Annotated in this window: 19 protein-coding genes; 9 read left to right on the plus strand and 10 right to left on the minus strand. The window is 52.9% G+C overall.

Features of this window, described 5'->3' with window-relative positions; genetic code table 11:
• Nucleotides 1–10: 10 nt before the first annotated feature.
• The 8 genes from LG384_RS22430 (at nt 11) to LG384_RS22465 (ending at nt 7689) form a co-directional block, all read left to right on the plus strand.
• Nucleotides 11–2137 carry a response regulator gene (locus LG384_RS22430; protein ID WP_225761549.1) on the plus strand — a complete coding sequence of 709 codons (2127 nt, stop codon included), beginning with the start codon at nt 11–13 and terminating at the stop codon, nt 2135–2137.
• A 22-nt stretch (nt 2138–2159) separates the two neighbouring features.
• Complete coding sequence (locus tag LG384_RS22435; RefSeq protein WP_045446737.1) at nt 2160–2522, plus strand: response regulator; 363 nt, start codon at nt 2160–2162, stop codon at nt 2520–2522.
• 14 nt (nt 2523–2536) lie between these two features.
• The gene (locus LG384_RS22440) at nt 2537–4228 is read left to right on the plus strand and encodes a diguanylate cyclase (protein WP_045446734.1); all 1692 of its coding nucleotides are present in this window, start codon (nt 2537–2539) and stop codon (nt 4226–4228) included.
• Complete coding sequence (locus LG384_RS22445) at nt 4225–4749, plus strand: chemotaxis protein CheW (protein WP_200012410.1); 525 nt, start codon at nt 4225–4227, stop codon at nt 4747–4749. Before LG384_RS22440 ends, LG384_RS22445 begins: the two co-directional genes overlap by 4 nt.
• Nucleotides 4733–5092 (plus strand): hypothetical protein, encoded by a 360-nt coding sequence (locus LG384_RS22450; RefSeq protein ID WP_045446728.1) that lies wholly within the window; start codon nt 4733–4735, stop codon nt 5090–5092. Before LG384_RS22445 ends, LG384_RS22450 begins: the two co-directional genes overlap by 17 nt.
• A gap of 291 nt (nt 5093–5383) precedes the next feature.
• A complete protein-coding gene (locus tag LG384_RS22455) occupies nt 5384–6103 on the plus strand; it encodes a nucleoside recognition domain-containing protein (RefSeq protein WP_045446725.1) in 720 nt (239 codons plus the stop codon).
• Nucleotides 6100–6564, plus strand: a complete 465-nt coding sequence (locus LG384_RS22460; RefSeq protein ID WP_045446722.1) for a YjiG family protein — start codon at nt 6100–6102, stop codon at nt 6562–6564. The genes LG384_RS22455 and LG384_RS22460 overlap by 4 nt, the downstream gene beginning before the upstream one ends.
• Before the next feature lie 12 nt (nt 6565–6576).
• Nucleotides 6577–7689 carry a M20 family metallopeptidase gene (locus tag LG384_RS22465; protein WP_200012407.1) on the plus strand — a complete coding sequence of 371 codons (1113 nt, stop codon included), beginning with the start codon at nt 6577–6579 and terminating at the stop codon, nt 7687–7689.
• A gap of 49 nt (nt 7690–7738) precedes the next feature.
• On the opposite strand, the gene sitD is transcribed toward LG384_RS22465, so the two are convergent.
• Genes sitD through sitA form a run of 4 tightly spaced genes read right to left on the minus strand, consistent with a single transcriptional unit; the run spans nt 7739 to nt 11176 of the window.
• Nucleotides 7739–8590, minus strand: a complete 852-nt coding sequence (gene sitD / locus LG384_RS22470; RefSeq protein ID WP_225761550.1) for an iron/manganese ABC transporter permease subunit SitD — start codon at nt 8588–8590, stop codon at nt 7739–7741.
• Nucleotides 8581–9444: an iron/manganese ABC transporter permease subunit SitC gene (sitC, locus tag LG384_RS22475; RefSeq protein WP_045446713.1), complete on the minus strand. Its 864-nt coding sequence runs from the start codon at nt 9442–9444 to the stop codon at nt 8581–8583. Before sitC ends, sitD begins: the two co-directional genes overlap by 10 nt.
• A gap of 2 nt (nt 9445–9446) precedes the next feature.
• On the minus strand, nt 9447–10262 hold the full coding sequence (gene sitB, locus LG384_RS22480) for an iron/manganese ABC transporter ATP-binding protein SitB (protein WP_045446710.1): 816 nt from the start codon (nt 10260–10262) through the stop codon (nt 9447–9449).
• Complete coding sequence (gene sitA / locus LG384_RS22485) at nt 10259–11176, minus strand: iron/manganese ABC transporter substrate-binding protein SitA (protein ID WP_200041872.1); 918 nt, start codon at nt 11174–11176, stop codon at nt 10259–10261. The genes sitB and sitA overlap by 4 nt, the downstream gene beginning before the upstream one ends.
• Before the next feature lie 187 nt (nt 11177–11363).
• Here sitA and LG384_RS22490 point away from each other — a divergent pair, with 187 nt between their 5' ends.
• Nucleotides 11364–11708, plus strand: a complete 345-nt coding sequence (locus LG384_RS22490) for a nitrous oxide-stimulated promoter family protein (RefSeq protein WP_048220686.1) — start codon at nt 11364–11366, stop codon at nt 11706–11708.
• Between the two features lie 62 nt (nt 11709–11770).
• On the opposite strand, the gene LG384_RS22495 is transcribed toward LG384_RS22490, so the two are convergent.
• The 6 genes from LG384_RS22495 to hypB all read right to left on the minus strand — a co-directional run bounded on the left by LG384_RS22495 (nt 11771) and on the right by hypB (nt 17743).
• Nucleotides 11771–12199, minus strand: a complete 429-nt coding sequence (locus tag LG384_RS22495) for a molybdopterin-binding protein (protein ID WP_003037421.1) — start codon at nt 12197–12199, stop codon at nt 11771–11773.
• Nucleotides 12200–12243: 44 nt separating this feature from the next.
• On the minus strand, nt 12244–14322 hold the full coding sequence (gene flhA / locus LG384_RS22500; RefSeq protein ID WP_045446702.1) for a formate hydrogenlyase transcriptional activator FlhA: 2079 nt from the start codon (nt 14320–14322) through the stop codon (nt 12244–12246).
• 157 nt (nt 14323–14479) lie between these two features.
• Entirely contained in the window at nt 14480–15490 is a 1011-nt protein-coding gene (gene hypE / locus LG384_RS22505; protein WP_225761551.1) for a hydrogenase maturation carbamoyl dehydratase HypE, read from the minus strand.
• Nucleotides 15487–16608 (minus strand): hydrogenase formation protein HypD, encoded by a 1122-nt coding sequence (gene hypD / locus LG384_RS22510; protein WP_045446696.1) that lies wholly within the window; start codon nt 16606–16608, stop codon nt 15487–15489. The genes hypE and hypD overlap by 4 nt, the downstream gene beginning before the upstream one ends.
• Nucleotides 16608–16880 carry a hydrogenase 3 maturation protein HypC gene (gene hypC, locus LG384_RS22515; RefSeq protein ID WP_045446692.1) on the minus strand — a complete coding sequence of 91 codons (273 nt, stop codon included), beginning with the start codon at nt 16878–16880 and terminating at the stop codon, nt 16608–16610. The genes hypD and hypC overlap by 1 nt, the downstream gene beginning before the upstream one ends.
• Nucleotides 16871–17743, minus strand: coding sequence for a hydrogenase nickel incorporation protein HypB (gene hypB / locus LG384_RS22520; RefSeq protein WP_045446689.1), 873 nt, complete (start codon nt 17741–17743; stop codon nt 16871–16873). Before hypB ends, hypC begins: the two co-directional genes overlap by 10 nt.
• Nucleotides 17744–17789 lie beyond the last annotated feature (46 nt).

Below are 17789 nucleotides of genomic sequence, written 5' to 3' on the forward strand. Positions count from 1 at the left end.
AAGAACGATTATGGCTATCGATCTGAAAAAATTCGTGCTGCGTTTTATTGATGAAGGGAGAGGTCATTTGCAGACGATCAGTGAGGGGGCATTTCTGCTCTCTGCTGATGAACATACCGATGCTTTAATCGGTGAGATGTTTCGGGCCGCGCATACCCTGAAGGGGGGCGCACGGATGTTGAAACTGCAGAGCATCGCAGATGTCACCCATCATCTTGAGGACGTTCTGAGCGAGCTGCGGGATAAAAAACTGACGCCTGACAGGGGGCTTGGCAACCTGATTCATGAGTCCGTGGAGTATCTTTCAAACCAACTGACCCAGCTCTTTGTCAGTGAGGGGGATAACCAACTGCCGCCAGCAGATTCGGGGTTGTGTGAACGACTTGCCTGTGCGAGCCGCGGAGAAAGTGTCTCGTTGGTGGTGGAAGCAAGCGGGCAATCAGAAAAAAATGCGGCTTCGACGGGCTCGATCGCTGTGGACGGCGGCATTAAACAAGCTGATTTTGTTCGTGTAAAACTGAATAAACTGGACAGTCTGATAGATATTCTGGGGGAAGTTGTCGCTGGCCATGACCGCCTCGAACAGCAGATACAAAACCTGAGTCAGCTTGTTCCGCGACTGTTAGGACTGAGCGCAGAGCAGCTTCGTCAGCAAATCCGCGATTTCAGTGCCCAGTTGAAGGAGAGCGTTCAGGTCCAGCATTTGCAAATGTTCGAACTGTACGACGTGGCGGCACGGATCCGTATGCTCCCGCTTTCAACCTTATTTGAGCCGATCTCCCTCCAGGTCAGTGAACTGGCCTCCACCCTGAACAAGCAGGTGGTTTGCCGCTTTGTCGGGGGAGAAGTGGAAATTGACCGTCAGCTAATTGACCGACTGTCAGAGTCACTGACGCATTTACTGCGTAATGCGGTCGATCACGGCATTGGGGAAATCGATGAGCGACTGGCGCTCGGTAAATCCACTCGCGGCACGATTACCATTACCACGCAGCAAGATGGCAGCGGAATATTATTGCGCGTGGAGGATGATGGTCGTGGTCTGAATTACCCGGCAATCAGCGCAAAAGCGGTGAGTAAAGGATTGGTGCCTGCCTCCATGGCCGGACAGCTCTCGGAACAGGAGTGTAACGAGCTTATTTTTCATCCCGGATTTTCTACCAGCCAGATTGTTTCTGAGCTTTCAGGTCGCGGTGTAGGTCTTGATGTCGTGCGTAAAACAGTGGTCACCGATCTGCAGGGGGATCTGCAGGTTTATAGCCGACAGGGGGTAGGAACGAGCTTCACTCTGCGTTTACCGGTCTCACTGACGATGATGCGTATCCTGCAATTTGAAGAGCAAGGCCATCTGTTCGGGTTGGCGGCTCAGTATGTGGTTGAGGTGGTGGAGTGTACTCCCGAGGGTATTAGCGATATTGCCGGACGCCCGGCCATTATTTTGCATAACGAGTTTATTCCGGTGGTCTGCGCAGGTGCTCTGCTGAGGATTCAGGAGCGCCAGGGGAGTTTGCCATCGACAGGGCAACGTTTAATCATCGTGCAGAACCAGTACAGCAAGATGGCGCTGCGGGTAGATAAGCTGCTCGATGAACGCAAGATGATGATCAAACCGTTACCAAAACATATGCAACAGCAGTCGCTGGTGTCCGGAATGGTTCAGACGCCGGATAACCAACTGGTCAGCATTCTGCAAGTCCCCGCTCTGATGGCGATGGCGCAACAATCGCGACAAACCAGCCCGGTCGTTCAGCCGGTTAACGCCGTACAAAATGCATGGCATGTGCTGGTGGTCGATGACTCACTGAATACCCGAGAGATAGAGAAAAATGTGCTGGAAGCTCACGGTTATCAGGTCACGCTGGCGGAGGATGGGTTGTCCGGGTTGCAAAAAGCAAAGCTGACCCAGTTTGATGCCGTGCTTACCGATGTTGAAATGCCGTTTATGGACGGTTTTACCTTCACGAAATCGTTGCGTGGGGAGAAGAACTACCAACACACACCGATCATTATCGTGACCTCCCGTGCGAAGGAAGAAGACCGTCGTCGGGGAATTCAGGTGGGGGCGGATGCTTACATCGCGAAGGGCGATTTTGAGCAGGACAGCCTGATAAAAACATTAAAAATGCTTTTGTGCTGATGGCGCAAAATCGAGAGAGAAGATGCGAATTTTATTAGTTGATGATGATCTCTTTGCGGCTGAACTGGCGTCTGTTTTCCTGGAAATGGACGGCTACGATGTGGTGATTGTGGAAAGTGCAATCTCCGCCTTAGCGTGTCTTGATTCAGAAAAAAATATCGATCTGGTCATTAGCGATCTGCATATGCCTGAAATTAGCGGACTGGATCTGCTGGCGCTTCTGCGCGCTCAGGATTGGCCTAAACCCTTCATTTTGCTGAGTGCAAATGAAGTCACTGGAAGTGACGTACCGTATGACCGTTGGGTGAAGAAAGATGAAAACCTGGCGGAAAATCTGGGCGCTGCGGTTAATGCGTTACTGCAGCCTGCTGCTGTTACTGAATAAGCCATAACCTTACGATGAAACAAGATAATAAGCACATTGCCATGGCGGCTGCACAGGAAAAGATATCGCGTCTGCGGCAGGGGTTTTTGCGCCGTATCCCCGACATGCTGGCTCAAGCGGAAAGGTTATTGATTCAACTGGTCGAAGAACCCAGTGAAGGTTGTCGGAAACAGTTGCACATTCTACTACACAGTATCCATGGTTCGGCTGGCTCGTTTGGTTTTACCCCTCTGGCGAATGCCTCTGCTGAAGGTGAGCGTTTACTTGCAGATCCGGTGCTGGAGCAAAGCAAACTGCATTCCGACGAGCTACGTCGAATAATCAGGTGGCTGTATACCCTGACGCAAGAGCAACTCAATCTTGAACATCGTATCAGCGATACGGATTTCAAATTACCGATCGCCTCATCACGCACAAATGAAGGATTCGTCCGTCGGACCAGCAAACCGATCTATCTGTGTGATGATGATGTCGACCAGGTTGAACTGCTTGCTACTCAGTTGCGCTGTTTTGGTTTTACCTGCCATGTTTTCGCCAACACAGATGATTTTACTCAGGCCGTGCTGTCGCAGCCGCCTTCGGTGGTGATCATGGATGTCAGTTTTCCGGATAACGCCTACGGCGGTCCGCTGACCATGTCAGATCTGAAGAATAAGGTTGGAACGGCTTTTCCGGTACTGTTCCTCTCGTGCCATAGCGACTTTAAGGCGCGGATTAACGCCATTAAATCAGGTTGTGACGGCTATTATGTCAAACCGGCTTCCATTACTGACTTAGTGCAGGAGCTCCATCGTTTGACCCAGCCGTCGCTGAAAAAGCCCTATCAGGTGTTGCTGATTGATGATGAGCCAGCGGTCGCGGAATACAATGCGGAAATGCTGCGTATGGCGGGAATGGAGGTGCATGTTCTGGAGAAACCCCAGTATTTACTGCATGTTCTGAATTCCCATCCTGTCGACCTTGTCCTGATGGACTACCATATGCCCGAGTTTAGCGGTGAGGAACTGACTAAGCTGATCCGCCAAATACCGCAGCATATTGGTCTGCCGATTGCCTATCTCTCCAGCGAGACCAACAAGACGGCGCAGCTTGGCGCAATGCGCATCGGTGCGGAGGATTTTATTCTCAAGCAGGCAGATCCTCAGGAGCTCATTCACGCGGTATCTATCCGGGCGGAAAGAATGCGCGCCTTGCGCGCCCGCATGTCGCAGGACAGCCTGAGCGGTTTATATAACCACTCGACGACAACCCATTTTCTTAAAAGCGCTATCGCTGAAGCAAACTACAGCGGTAAACCGTTCTGTCTGGTGATGGTCGATCTGGATCGCTTTAAAAGCATTAACGATACCTACGGTCATGTAGTCGGCGATCAGGTCATTGTGGGGATCTCGCAACTGTTTTCCCATCGCCTGCGCAGCACAGATATTGTGGGCCGCTATGGCGGAGAGGAGTTCGCCATCATTATGCCTAATACTAAAAGCGAAACCGCCGCGCTGGTGGTGGAGCGATTACGCAAGGATTACGAGCAGGTTGTTTTCTCCGTCAATGACACCCGTTTTCACAGTACCTTTAGCGCAGGTATTGCGCAGTGGCAATTTGGCGATCGTATTGAAGTACTCCGCGAACGTTCCGATCAGGCGCTGTATGCCGCGAAGCAAAAGGGTCGCAATACCTACTGTATTGCAGAAGAAAAAGAGAGAGTATGAGCCAACAACTGGAGCAAATTCTCGCGCTGAATCATGGTGAAAAGCCTGAGTGCGAAAGTGTTGATGAGCCGCAGCGTACGCTGGTGTTATTTCAACTGGCAGAGAATAATTTTGCGTTCTATGGCGCTCAGATCAAAGAGATCCTCGCGGAACGTCCTATCTCCTGGGTACCGTGCTGTGCGCCAATGCTGGAAGGGGTGATCAACTATCGCGGGCGGGTCGAGTCGGTGATGAGGCTGGATAGTCTCATTGATAAACCCGTAGCTAACCCGGCGGGAAAACGTACGATCCTGATCGGCTGCGGTGAGAAAATGCAAAGTGGCATCCTGATCGATAAGCTGATTGATGTTCTTGAAGTGGCAGAAAGTCAGATTCATCAGCCAGGTGATTCTCTTCCTCCGGTGCTACAAACCATCGCGGCAGGGGTGGTCAACGTGGCAGAAACCTGGTTCACCCTGCTCGATCTGGATCTGGTCTTTGGCCGCTATCAGGAGACCAGCGGCTATGAAGTCTCTCATTAATCTGGATGCGGTGCGCGTGACGCTGGGCGTGCAGGATTTTTACATTCCGGCAAACCAGGTAAAGCGCTGTGCGCGGGTAGAGCAAGTTTTGCCGGAGATCCCGCGTTTTAGCCAGTGGCTTGGTATTGCAGATGAACCGCAAGAGGGAAGCCATTTACATCTGTTTGTCCCGGATAGTGGTGTTGAGTGCGGGTGGTACTTATGGGGGCAACTGGAAAACGTAATGCTATCCAGTGATACGATATTTGCGGTTCCCCCACTTCTGGCTCGCGGTTGTCGCCTGCCTGCGCTTCGTGCATTGGTAGGCAGCGAAACGTTTAGCCCATTGTTAAGCTGGCGCTGATCTTATATATGGTTGCAAGAACGTTTTCATGTGCATGATTTATTTTACCTGTAAATCATTTTGTTTTTTATTTTTAAAGTCGCTCACTTTCCTGGCGTCTTATTTACCGTTCATTACATAAATAATGATTAGTTTAAATGTCTACATGATGACTTTATTTCGGTCGTAATATCAGGTACGTCACATTTTTAAATTTTTCAGGATGGTCAGCGCTTTTGGGATGATTTAAATCACTTTATTTATTCTTTATTTACTCAAAATGGTTTGGTGACTCTCTACGATAACAAGGAAATGGATATGAGTTTACCTTCCCAGGATAATAAGGTTGGGCCGGGGGCTTATTTTGCCCTGGCATTCGCCGCCGTATTTTTCTCCGGATTACTCGGGGGAAAAGAGTGGTACGGCGTATTTGATTTCACCACCCTGAATGGTGCTTTTGGCAAAGTAGTCAGTAAAGCAAGCCTTGACGGCGATACGCTGACAACGGCGACCAGCGCGTTTCGCGGTACCGGTGGTCACGGGGCGATGGATGGTTTCCTCTTCGCGTTAGGGTTGATTCCCGCGGTTATGTTTGCGTTGGGAATGATTAACGTGCTGGAGCACTACGGTGCCCTGCGTGCGGCGCGTCGTTTGTTAACGCCTTTGCTGCGTCCGCTGATGGGGATCCCGGGGAATACCGGCCTTGCGCTCATCGGCAGTTTGCAGAGTACAGACGTCGGCGCATCTCTGACGCGTAACCTGGCTGATGAGGGCGAAATCACTGAAAATGAGAAAGATATCTTTGCCATGTTCCAGTTTTCCGCTGGGGCTATGATCACCAATTTCTTCTCCTCAGGTGCAATCTTGTTCACCCTGATGGCGGTTGACGGCACACCGGCGGTGCCTGCATCCATTGGTGCATGCGTTGCTGTGATGTTCATTATGAAAATTGTTGGCGCCAACGTGATGCGCCTGATTCTGACCTTTACCAATAAAAAAGCCGAATCAACTGTACCGGGAGAAGCATCATGAGCGCACCAACCTCTAATCCAGTTATTACCGATGTCTTTGTAGAAGGTGCCCGTAAAGGCTGGAACATTGCGACAACCAGCACTCTGCCAAACGTGGTCATGGCTTTTGTCATCATCAAAGCGCTGGAGATTACCGGTGCGCTGAAAGGGCTGGGCATGATATTTGCCCCGCTAATGGGGCTGTTTGGTTTGCCTGGCGAAGCTGCCGCAGTACTCATTGGCGGCTGGATGTCGATGGGTGGGGGTATCGGCGTGGCGATTGGCCTGTTCGACAAAGGCATCCTGACGGGAGAGCACCTGGCTATCCTCGCTCCGGCAATTTATCTGATGGGCTCTCAAGTGCAGTATCTTGGCCGCATTCTAGGGGTTATTGGCACCAGTGCGAAACGTATTCCCCTGATGATTGTTATCTCCGTTCTGAACGCTTTTTTAGCGATGCTGCTGATGCGCGTTATTCTCTGATAAGGAATTACCATGGATTTGGAAAAGTATATTGATGAACTGCAAACGCTGGTCAACGTGGATTGCGGTACGCAGACGTTAGATGGCGTTGCCAGGGTGGCTGAGGTGATGCGCGAACTCTGGCAGCAGGAAGGCTGGCACACGGAACAGGTCGATTTAGGCAGTGCGGTAGGTCCGGCGTTGCTGGCGACCAATAAACCCGCAGCGACACATTACGATGTGCTGCTGATTGGGCATCTGGACACGGTATTTCCTCAGGGGACGGTGGCTGAACGCCCGATGAGCCGTGATGCCAGTCGTCTGTACGGACCGGGTGTCTCCGATATGAAAAGTGGCTTACTGAATATTGTCTGGGCAATGCGGACATTGCCAGCGGAGCATCTGGATCGCTTATCTATCGCAGTGGCAATGAACCCGGATGAAGAGACCGGTAGTGTTCACTCCAGCCAGTGGATTGGGGAACTGGCGAAGCAATCACGCTACGTACTGGTATGTGAGGCTGCCCGGGCTGACGGCTCGCTGGTAAAAGCGCGAAAAGGCGTAGGCGGGTATCAGCTGACGTTTGACGGTGTTGCTGCACATGCTGGTAATGAGCCGGAAAAAGGGCGGTCCGCTATTACCGCATTTGCCAATAGCGTACTGGCGATTAACGCGTTAACCGACGTGGCGCGCGGCACCACACTTAATGTCGGCGTGGTGCAGGGCGGAAGTGCGGCGAACGTGGTAGCGGCAAAGCTGCACGCGGAAGTGGATGTACGGTTCTGGGAAAACGAGGAATATGAACGTGTTCATCACGCGCTGGAGTCGCTCTGCCAGCAAGGTTTCCTGGATGGTGTGACCACCACGCTCACCCGTGTAAGCCATAAACCTGCAATGGCGGCGAGCGAAGAGACTCAACGGCTGATGGCGCTGGTCGAGCGCGCGGGTCTGGAAGAGGGGATTACGGTGACATGGCAGGCTGTGGGAGGAGGAAGCGACGCAAACCATACGGCAGCGTTAGGTATTCCTACGCTGGACGGATTGGGTCCGATCGGCGCAGGCTTCCACAGTTCGGATGAATGGCTGGATATTGCCTCAATCGAACCACGGATTCGTTTATTAAAACGCATCATTACCATGTTGTAATCATCAATTAATATAGCCTCGCGTGCGAGGCTATATTATTTAGTATCTCTTATATATCATATTGCTGACGTCGCCGTTCTAAACGGCGATCGCGTAGCGTTGAATAAATAAAAGTGATAACAAATAGCAAGGAAAATAAGACAACAATCGTTGGCGCGGGTGCACTGTCGATGAAAAATGACAGGTACACTCCCATAAACGAGGTCACAAGTGACATGACGACAGCCAGTAACAACGCATGGGAAAACTTTCGCGTAATTAATATCGCAATAGCGCCGGGGGCAATTAAGAGTGAGATCGACAAAATAATGCCTACCGATTTTAGCGTGGCCACAATGGTCAGGGCGATCATACATAGCAGACCGTAGTGCAATAGCGTGGTGTTCAGCCCGCTGGCTTTTGCCTGATGCGGATCAAACGCATGCAGCAGAAGATCTTTCCACTTTAACCCGATGATAAGCGCGATCCCCAGCGCAATCGCTGCCGTCTGCGCGATATCGCCAGGTGATACGCCCAGCATGTCACCGAACAAAATATGATCCAGATGGATTTCAGACTGGATCGAAACATACAACACCAGCCCCGCGCCAAACATCCCAGAGAAGACAATGCCCATCAGGGTGTCGCGCTTGATACGACTGTTATCATCGAGATACCCGGTTGCCACCGCACAGAACAGCCCGGCGACAAACGCACCAATCGCCAGAGGAATGCCCGCAATGTAGGCCAGTACTATCCCCGGAAACACGGCATGACTCATGGCGTCGCCCATCAGCGCCCAGCCTTTAAGCACCAAAAACACCGACAGCAACGCGCAGGGTACGGCGACAACAGTGGAGATGGTCAGTGCATTGACCATAAAGCTGAACTGAAAGGGTTCCAGCAACGTGGTTAAGAGCATGTGGACTCCTTGTTCACCTGACGGGCGCGGCGGCGATTCGCTAACAGACCGTGCTTAGGAGCGAAGACAAATGCCAGCAGGAACAACAGCGTTTGCAGGACGACAATAATCCCGCCGGTCGCACCGTCCAGCCAGTAACTTAGCCAGGCGCCAAAAAAGCTGGTCAGGCTGCCGATGGCTACGGCGATGGTCAGCAGGCGGGGAAAGCGATCGGTTAATAACCACGCGGTAGCGCCAGGCGTTACTACCAGGCAAATAACCAAAAATGCGCCAACGGTTTGTAGCGCTGCAACTGTGGAAACCGAGAGCAGTGTGAAGAACAGTAGCTTCAGACGGCCCGGATTCAGACCAATCGAGCGCGCGTGATTTTCATCGAAAAACACCACCATCAGATCTTTCCACTTCAGCAGCAAAATGGTCAGCGAGATCACACCAATAATCGCCAGTTGCAGAATATCTTCCGGGGCAATCGCCAGTACGTTACCGAGAATAATGGTTTGAATGTTTACTGACATCGGGTTAAGCGACACCATAAACAGCCCGATACCGAAGAAAGAAGAAAAAATCAGTCCAATGATCGCATCTTCTTTCAGGCGCGAACGCTGGTTAAGAAACAGCATACTGCCCGCAGCCAGCCCCCCGGAAAGAAATGCGCCGAGCGCGAAAGGAAGCCCTAACATCCAGGCACCGGCAACGCCCGGCACGATGGAGTGCGACAGCGCATCACCAATTAACGACCAGCCTTTGAGCATCAAATAGCATGAGAGGAACGCACACAGCCCGCCGACCATCGCGGAGACCCACATGGCGTTGAGCATGTACTGGTAGCCAAACGGTTCTGTCAGCCAGTTCATGATTATTCCCCCTCGTTAACCGTGCGTCGCGAAATAAATGGGCGCTCATCGTCGGTAATAACATGCTGCTCACCGCCGCTTAGCGCGACATGGCGCAAGACGCCGCTGAAGGCCAGCTCGAGATTCTCCGCGGTAAATGTCGTTTCGGTCGGACCGCTCGCCAGTACGGTGCCTTTAATCATCACGGTGTAATCACAAAACTCGGTGACTGAACCCAGATTATGAGTGGAGACCAGCATGGTTCGCCCCTCATCGCGCAGTTCGCGCAGCAGGTCGATGATGCGGGCCTCGGTTTTTACGTCTACGCCTGTGAAGGGTTCATCCAGTAAAATGACCTGTCCGTCCTGGGCGATAGCCCTTGCCAGAAAGACACGTTTTTTCTGTCCACCGGAGAGTTCGCCGATCTGACGGTGGCGGTATTCCAGCATGTCGACCCGCGCCAGCGCCGCATCGACGCATTCATAGTCACGTGCTTTTGGCCGACGCAGCCAGCCCATATGACCATAGCGCCCCATCATCACTACATCTTCCACCAGCACCGGAAATGACCAGTCCACCTCTTCCGATTGCGGAACATAAGAAATCAGATTCTGCTTCAGCGCTTTGCTGACTGGCTGTTGCAGGATGGATATGTCTCCCTGCGCCAGGCGGACAAAACCCATAAGTGCTTTAAAGAGCGTTGATTTTCCTGAACCATTCACCCCCACCAGGGCGGCAATAGAGCCGCCGGGGATCTGAAAAGTGGCATCCCGCAGAGCGGTGTGACCGTTGCGATACGTCACCGTAACCTGATTCACGGTAATCGCAGATTGACTCATTTTTGGCTCCTCAGACCGTCGTTGATACCGCTGACGATGGTTTCGGTCGTGACGCGCAGCAGATCCAGGTAGGTTGGTACCGGCCCGTCGGCTGCACTCAGGGAATCGACGTACAATACACCGCCGTAATGTGCGCCGGACTCACGTGCCACCTGACGCGCAGGTTTGTCAGAAACTGTGCTTTCACTGAATACTGTTGGGATCTGATGTTCTCTTATCGCGTCGATCACTTTGCGCACCTGTTTCGGCGTGCCCTGCTGATCGGCATTGATTGGCCACAGATACAGTTCTTTCAGATCGTTATCGCGAGCCAGATAGGAGAAGGCGCCTTCACTGGTGACCAGCCAGCGTTTATCAGCAGGGATTTTGGCCAGCGCCGCGCGCAGGGGATCGAGCGTCTGACGAATTTTCGTTTTATAGCTCTCGGCGTTTTTCTGGTAGGTGGCGGCATTGTCCGGATCGTACTTGCTCAATGCATCGCGAATATTATCTACGTAGATAAGCGCGTTCTCTGCCGACATCCAGGCATGTGGATTCGGTTTTCCGTTATAGGGGCCTTCGCTGATGCCCATCGGTTTTACTCCGTCTGAGACCATTATTTCAGGTACGCCGGATAAGTTTTGGTAGAAACGGGCAAACCACAGTTCCAGGTTAAGGCCGTTGGAGAGAATAAGCTGCGCGCCCTGCGCCCGTTTAATATCCCCTGGAGTGGGCTGGTATTCATGAATTTCTGCGCCGGGTTTAGTTATTGAGCTGACCTCCGCCGCGTCACCCGCCACGTTGCTCGCCATATCGGCAATAACTGTAAAGGTGGTAATCACCTTAAACTTCTCTTTTGCCCAGGCCGGCGAAAGTGTAAGTGCCGTAAGAACGCTGGCAAGGAGAAACGACTTCAGACGGGGCAGGTGCGGCATAGTATCCCTCACAAGAAAGTGGTTAATTTATCGTCGAATATAGCCTTTGCTATGTTATATAGCACATGGCATAGATAAATGAAAATAATTCTTATTTGCGTAGGATGCTAAGGATGTATCACCTTCAGGTAATAGTCCTGTGTATGGTTAAGGTATATTATATATGCACCTTAAATACGGAGGCATTATGTCCGGCAAGCGTATTGCACGTGAAAAAATGACGATCCAGAAAATGATCTCGCTGTACGAGAGCCAGTGTCCACAGGCTTCGAACGAACAGGGGCATTACGATGCGCTGTTTGCCTATGCGCAAAAGCGGCTGGATAAGTGCGTCTTTGGTGAGGAAAAACCGGCTTGCAAACAGTGTCCGGTGCACTGTTATCAACCCGCAAAGCGTGAAGAGATGAAGCAAATCATGCGCTGGGCTGGACCAAGAATGCTCTGGCGTCATCCGATCCTGACAGTGCGCCACCTGATTGACGATAAACGCCCGGTCCCGGAATTACCCGAAAAATACCAGCGGAAGAAATAGATTTTTTGCCGGATAGCGGCGGCGATACTGGCCCGACAGGCAAAGCTCCGTCGGGCAATAAATTACGCTTTGGTGGCAATCAGAATTGCTGAGGCCTTGATCAGCGCGATGACACGACTTCCCTGGCTTAGCTTCATCTCTTGCTGACTTTCGTTAGTCACGACGGCAACTATGTCAAAACCAGCGTCAGTTTTGATATGCACCGTGGCGTTGACCGCGCCTTCGGTTACCTGTGAAACGCTACCGGCAAACTGGTTGCGGGCGGAGAATTTCAGGCCGCAGTCTTCTGTCGCCAGCGTGACCCAAGGGGCTTTGATCAGGGCAATTGCTTCTTTTCCTTTCGCCAGCCCCAGCGCCTGCTGGCTGCTATGAGTCACAATAGCGACCAGCTTTGCGCCGCCTGCCAGCGTCAGTTCAACTTCATCATTCACGGCGCCAGTTGCAACTGCACTTACTGTACCGGTTAATTGATTACGTGCTGATACCGCCATACTGCCTCCTTTCGTTGAGTTATCACCCAGTATAGCCACAATGGCTAAACCAACGCATCCTTATCAATGCCTAAACGCTTCATACGTGAGAGCAAGGTGGTGCGTTTCAGACCCAGCCGTTGCGCAGCTCCCTTAGGACCGGCTACGACGCCGTTAGTCTCTTTCAGTACGCGCATAATCAGCTGATATTCATCTTCTCCATCCTGCGCAACTTCTGTCGCCACTGGCGGTGTGGAAGGGGGCAGCGTAGTGACATCTGGCAGGGACAGTTGCAGTACATTGCCCCGGGTCAGCAGAACCGCGCGTTCGACCACGTTTTCCAGCTCACGCACGTTGCCCGGCCACTCCATGTTGCTCAGAGTGCGCAGCGCCTCAGCGGGGATACTGTCAATATTGCGCCCCATCCGACGGGCAATTTTAAAGGTGAAGGCCTTGACCAGCAGCGGAATATCTTCCGGACGCTCGCGCAGTGGGGGGAGATGGATCGGGAAGACATTCAGTCGATAGTACAGATCGTTACGGAACTCGCGATCGGCCACCATTTTTTTCAGATCGCGGTTGGTGGCGGCGATCAGGCGGACATCGGTCTGGATCAGCTTATTACTGCCCAGGCGTTCAAACTCCTGCTCCTGGAGGACGCGCAGCAGTTTCGGCTGTAGCTCCAGCGGCATGTCGCCGACTTCGTCGAGGAATAACGAGCTTTTGTCTGCCAGTTCGAAGCGACCAATGCGCTGTGTGCTGGCTCCGGTAAACGCACCGCGTTCATGACCAAACAGATCGCTTTCCAGCAACCCGGCAGGCATTGCCGCGCAGTTCATCTTCACCATCCGGCGGGCATTGCGTCCACTCAGATTATGAATCGCTCTGGCGATCAACTCTTTGCCCGTACCTGTCTCACCCAGAATCAGAACAGTGCTGTCGCTTTGCGCCACCATCTCGACCTGCTTGAGTACGCTGTACATTGCTTCACTGCGGCCAATGATTTCACCAAACTCGCTGTCCACATTGTTGAGCTGTTCGGTCAGTGCCAGGTTCTCATCGACCAGACGTTCTTTCAGGCGGTGGATTTCCTGATAGGCGAGAGCGTTATCAACAGCAATCGCCACGCGCTCGGCAATCTGGCGTAACAGTTTGAGGTTTGCGGTCGTGAAGACTTTCTCTTCACACTGCGCCAGCTTGAGGACGCCAAGCATCGTATTGCCTGACATTAGTGGTAGCAGGCACAGGGTTTGTATCTGGTTGCCCCAGGTCTCGAACAGCATGCGTTCATAAGGTGCAAGGGCATCGCGTTCGTTCAGGTTAATCAGCAGCATCTCTTTGCTTTTGAATACCCGTTCAGAGAGCGTACCTGCTTCATCCACTTCACTCTGTTCGTGCGCCGGATGGTGTTCATCCAGATAGTGAGTGGAGTATATGCTCAGCTTATTTTTGCGATCGCTGCGCAGTACGATGCTGATGTCATCGATATTGAAGTAATGGTGGATTTCTTTGGCGACTTCGCTGACCAGCTCATCAATATCCAGACGGGAGAGCACCGCATTGGTGATGGCGACAAGGATACGGAAGTTGTCACGCTCGCGACACAAGAGGTCATAATCGACATTATTGCTGACCCGGCTCTGAATTTGCTCGGCGACGACGCCGACTATCTGGGTGAAGGTCTGCAGGCGGTTGTACTCTTTTTCACTCCAGGGACGGTCTTCGTTGCGGATAAATTCACAGCCGCCAAAGATCCGTCCATCAGCCGCCAGCGGTAGCAGGCAGTAATGTCCAAATTCTGAGTACAGCGCACCGGATGCTAACTGCGGCCAGGTTTCTGTGAACTCATGGTAGTTGCAGTGCAGCGCATCGGGACGAGACAGAATGCGGCGCACCGGTCCGTGAGCCAGCACCGTTTCGTCTTCATAATCGATGGGTTTACCATTTTCACGTGTCGCGAAATAACGCGCACGCTGCGTCTGCGCCTGCCATAACACAATAGCCGCGCAATCGGCCAGCGCCGAACGCTTGACCAACTGCGAAAGCGCCTCACTGAGAGACTGAAGATCGGGCTGCTGTAATAATGTACGAGTGATATCGAACAGGCCTTGCTGTCCGAGGTCGCTCATCGGTGTATACGACATATTGCTTTTCCAGGAAGCACCGTAGCGCGGTGCAAAAACGGTAAATGAATTATAGGTATAAGTTGTAAATTATTGCCGGGTGGCGGTTTCACCTTATCCGGTCTACGGGTAATTCATTGACTGTAGGCCCGGTAAGCGTAGCGTACCGGGCAATATATCAGCATATCCGCGGCAGCGGCTCTGCGTGTGGTAAATCAAGAGTTCGTTTCACGCCGTAAAGTCCGGCAAGGCGAACGCCTTTACGTTCGACCACTTCGCCAATCAGCGCTGCATCGCACCCTAACGGATGTGCGCGCAGTGCGGCGAGTACGGCTTCAGCGGCCTGACGTTCAACGGCAATGACCAGTTTTCCTTCGTTGGCAAAATTGAGCGCATCCAGACCCAGAAGTTCACAGACACCACGCACTGCGGGCTTCACAGGCAGGGCTGCTTCAGATAACTCAATGCCATAGCCACATGCCGCGGCGAACTCATGCGTCACCGCATTCACGCCGCCACGGGTGGCATCGCGCAGCGCCTTCACGCCAGGAATGTCGCGTAGCGTCTGGATCAGCGGTGTTAACACTGCGCAGTCGCTGATCAGTTCACCGTCCAGTCCCAGTTGCTCACGCAGGTTAAGGATGGTTGCACCGTGATCGCCAAGCGTACCGCTAACCAGCAGCACATCGCCCACGCCCAGAGTCTGTGCGCCCCAGTGAATATTGGCGGGGGTCGCGCCCCTTCCGGCGGGGTTAATGAACAGTTTGTCCGCTGCGCCACGCTGTACAACCTTGGTGTCGCCGGTCACGATAGCAATTCCCGCTTCGCGAGCTGTTGCTGCCATGCTGTTGACGACGCTTTTCAGCGTTTCCATCGGCAGGCCCTCTTCGAGGATAAAACCGCAGGAGAGGTAGCGAGGGATAGCGCCACTGACCGCAACGTCGTTGGCTGTGCCGCAGATTGCCAGCTTGCCAATATTACCGCCTGGGAAAAACAGCGGATCGATAACGTAGCTGTCGGTCGAAAACGCCAGACGATCGCCTTCGGCGACCAGTTGCGCCAGGTCCAGGCGGGCCTGATCTTCCTGTTCTGCCAGCCACGGATTAGCAAAAGCTTCCATAAACAGACTGTTGATCAACTGCTGCATAGCCTGACCGCCGCTACCGTGGGCGAGTTGTACGCTGTTCATGCTTCACACTCCTGCTGACGATACTGATACCAGGCGGCACATGCGCCTTCGGAGGAGACCATTAAGGCGCCAAATGCGGTCTCCGGGTTACAGGTTTTACCAAACAATGGGCACTGATGCGGCTTACATCTGCCGGTCAGTACTTCTCCACAGCGCGCGCGCGGATCGTCATACACCTGCTGCGGCGCTGGTTTGAAATGCGCTTCTGCATCAAAACGCTGATACTCAGGCGTCAGGTGAACGCCGGAGGATTCGATAACGCCCAGACCGCGCCATTCACTGTCGCCATTGACGCAGAACACGTCGGCAATCGCCTGTTGCGCCAGTGTGTTACCGGCATCCGGCACTACGCGGCGATACTGGTTCTCCACCTGGCTGTGGGCCGCTATTTTCTGCTCGATTAGCATCACGACGCCTTGCAGTAGATCAAGCGGTTCGAAACCAGCGACCACCAGCGGGCGATGAAAATCAGAGGCGATAAAATTATAGGCATCGGTGCCTATAACCATACTGACATGGCCTGGTGCCAAAAATGCGTCGATACCGTTGTCCGGTTGTTCTAACAGGCTACGCAGCGTTGGGATAAGCGTAATGTGCTGGCAGAAAAAGTAAAAATTCTGCACATCGCGCTGTTTTGCCTGCTGGAGAGTGATGGCGGTCGTCGGCATGGTGGTTTCAAAACCCAGACCAAAGAACACGACCTTACGGGTTGGATTTTCCTGCGCCAGCTTCAGCGCATCCATCGGAGAATAGACAATGCGGATATCCGCGCCGCGTGCTTTGGCTTGCAGCAGTGAACCCTGTTTACCTGGCACGCGCATGGCGTCGCCGAAGGTACAAAAAATCACTTCCGGATGGCTGGCAATTTCCACACAACTGTCAATTCTGCCCATCGGCAGAACGCAAACCGGGCAGCCTGGACCGTGAATAAACTCCACGTTTTCGGGCAGCAACTGGTCAAGGCCGAATTTGAAGATTGCGTGGGTGTGGCCTCCACAAACTTCCATAATGCGCAGTGGGCGTTCAGCGGTGTAGGGGAGGTGAGCGGCACGTTCACACAGGTGGTCTATCAACTGCATCACCTGTTCCGGTGCCCGATATTCGTCAACAAAACGCATTATTTCTCCTCGCCATACAGTAACGCGCCGACATCCGGCTCAACGTCAAACATATTTTGCAGCGCCTCGAGTGTGTCGCGCGCTTCGGCTTCGTTAATGATGCTCATGGCAAAACCTACGTGGACCAGTACCCACTGGCCCAGACGCGGTTGACCATTTTCATCACAGCTACCGACCAGCGTCAGGTCGACGTCGCGCTGAATACCGCAAACATCGACCTTAGCCTGGTTACCATCAATGGTGCGGATTTGACCCGGAACACCTATGCACATCGCTGATTCTCCAGCCACGACAGCCATTGATCCATCCCTTCGCCGCTGGTGGCGGAAATCAGGATTATCTCAATTTCCGGGTTCACTTCCCGGGCGCTGGCGATGCACTTTTCAACATCAAAATTGAGATACGGCAGCAGATCCACTTTGTTGAGCAGCATCAGCGATGCAGCAGCAAACATATGGGGATATTTCAGCGGCTTGTCTTCGCCTTCGGTGACGGAAAGCACCGCCACTTTATGACGTTCGCCGAGGTCGAAGCTTGCCGGGCAAACCAGGTTACCGACGTTTTCGATAAACAAAATACCGTTATCGGCTAAAGGCAGGCGTGGTGCTGCATCGGCAATCATTTGCGCATCAAGGTGGCAGCCTTTACCCGTATTAACCTGGATTGCTGGTGTTCCGGTGGCGCGAATACGCGCTGCATCGTTGACCGTTTGCTGGTCGCCTTCAATGACCGCGCACGGCACGCTGTCTTTCAGCTTCATCAGTGTTTCGGTCAGCAGCGTCGTTTTACCGGAACCTGGACTTGATACGAGATTGAGTACCAGATGCTGGCGGGCAGCGAAGCGGGCGCGATTGCGCTCGGCCAGACGGTTGTTTTTGTCCAGCACGTCAATTTCCACTTCCAGCATACGGCGCTGGCTCATGCCTGGAGCATGGGTACCTGCTTCGCCGTGACCGTAATGTAAATCGCCTTCTGCGGTCTGGCTCGGCGTGAAACTGGAGGTCTTCACACCGGTAATGTTTAGCGCCGGACGAGCCGCCGGAGCAAATGGCGCGCTGCGAAACGCTGAGTGGGGGTTATGTTCATCACCCTCTATATAAAGGTTGCCTTCCGCGCAACCACATGTCGTACACATCGCTCACTCCTGATCTTTTCACTTTCGGTAAATCTGTTGCCGGACA

Origin of the sequence: Citrobacter sp. Marseille-Q3906 (genome assembly GCF_916618775.1) — a bacterium.
Lineage (GTDB): Bacteria > Pseudomonadota > Gammaproteobacteria > Enterobacterales > Enterobacteriaceae > Citrobacter > Citrobacter murliniae.

Coding starts and splice junctions, on each gene's coding strand:
- LG384_RS22430 (WP_225761549.1), top strand. CDS start 11: ATGGCTATCGATCTGAAAAAATTCGTGCTGCGTTTTATTGATGAAGGG.
- LG384_RS22435 (WP_045446737.1), top strand. CDS start 2,160: ATGCGAATTTTATTAGTTGATGATGATCTCTTTGCGGCTGAACTGGCG.
- LG384_RS22440 (WP_045446734.1), top strand. CDS start 2,537: ATGAAACAAGATAATAAGCACATTGCCATGGCGGCTGCACAGGAAAAG.
- LG384_RS22445 (WP_200012410.1), top strand. CDS start 4,225: ATGAGCCAACAACTGGAGCAAATTCTCGCGCTGAATCATGGTGAAAAG.
- LG384_RS22450 (WP_045446728.1), top strand. CDS start 4,733: ATGAAGTCTCTCATTAATCTGGATGCGGTGCGCGTGACGCTGGGCGTG.
- LG384_RS22455 (WP_045446725.1), top strand. CDS start 5,384: ATGGATATGAGTTTACCTTCCCAGGATAATAAGGTTGGGCCGGGGGCT.
- LG384_RS22460 (WP_045446722.1), top strand. CDS start 6,100: ATGAGCGCACCAACCTCTAATCCAGTTATTACCGATGTCTTTGTAGAA.
- LG384_RS22465 (WP_200012407.1), top strand. CDS start 6,577: ATGGATTTGGAAAAGTATATTGATGAACTGCAAACGCTGGTCAACGTG.
- sitD (WP_225761550.1), bottom strand. CDS start 8,590: ATGCTCTTAACCACGTTGCTGGAACCCTTTCAGTTCAGCTTTATGGTC.
- sitC (WP_045446713.1), bottom strand. CDS start 9,444: ATGAACTGGCTGACAGAACCGTTTGGCTACCAGTACATGCTCAACGCC.
- sitB (WP_045446710.1), bottom strand. CDS start 10,262: ATGAGTCAATCTGCGATTACCGTGAATCAGGTTACGGTGACGTATCGC.
- sitA (WP_200041872.1), bottom strand. CDS start 11,176: ATGCCGCACCTGCCCCGTCTGAAGTCGTTTCTCCTTGCCAGCGTTCTT.
- LG384_RS22490 (WP_048220686.1), top strand. CDS start 11,364: ATGTCCGGCAAGCGTATTGCACGTGAAAAAATGACGATCCAGAAAATG.
- LG384_RS22495 (WP_003037421.1), bottom strand. CDS start 12,199: ATGGCGGTATCAGCACGTAATCAATTAACCGGTACAGTAAGTGCAGTT.
- flhA (WP_045446702.1), bottom strand. CDS start 14,322: ATGTCGTATACACCGATGAGCGACCTCGGACAGCAAGGCCTGTTCGAT.
- hypE (WP_225761551.1), bottom strand. CDS start 15,490: ATGAACAGCGTACAACTCGCCCACGGTAGCGGCGGTCAGGCTATGCAG.
- hypD (WP_045446696.1), bottom strand. CDS start 16,608: ATGCGTTTTGTTGACGAATATCGGGCACCGGAACAGGTGATGCAGTTG.
- hypC (WP_045446692.1), bottom strand. CDS start 16,880: ATGTGCATAGGTGTTCCGGGTCAAATCCGCACCATTGATGGTAACCAG.
- hypB (WP_045446689.1), bottom strand. CDS start 17,743: ATGTGTACGACATGTGGTTGCGCGGAAGGCAACCTTTATATAGAGGGT.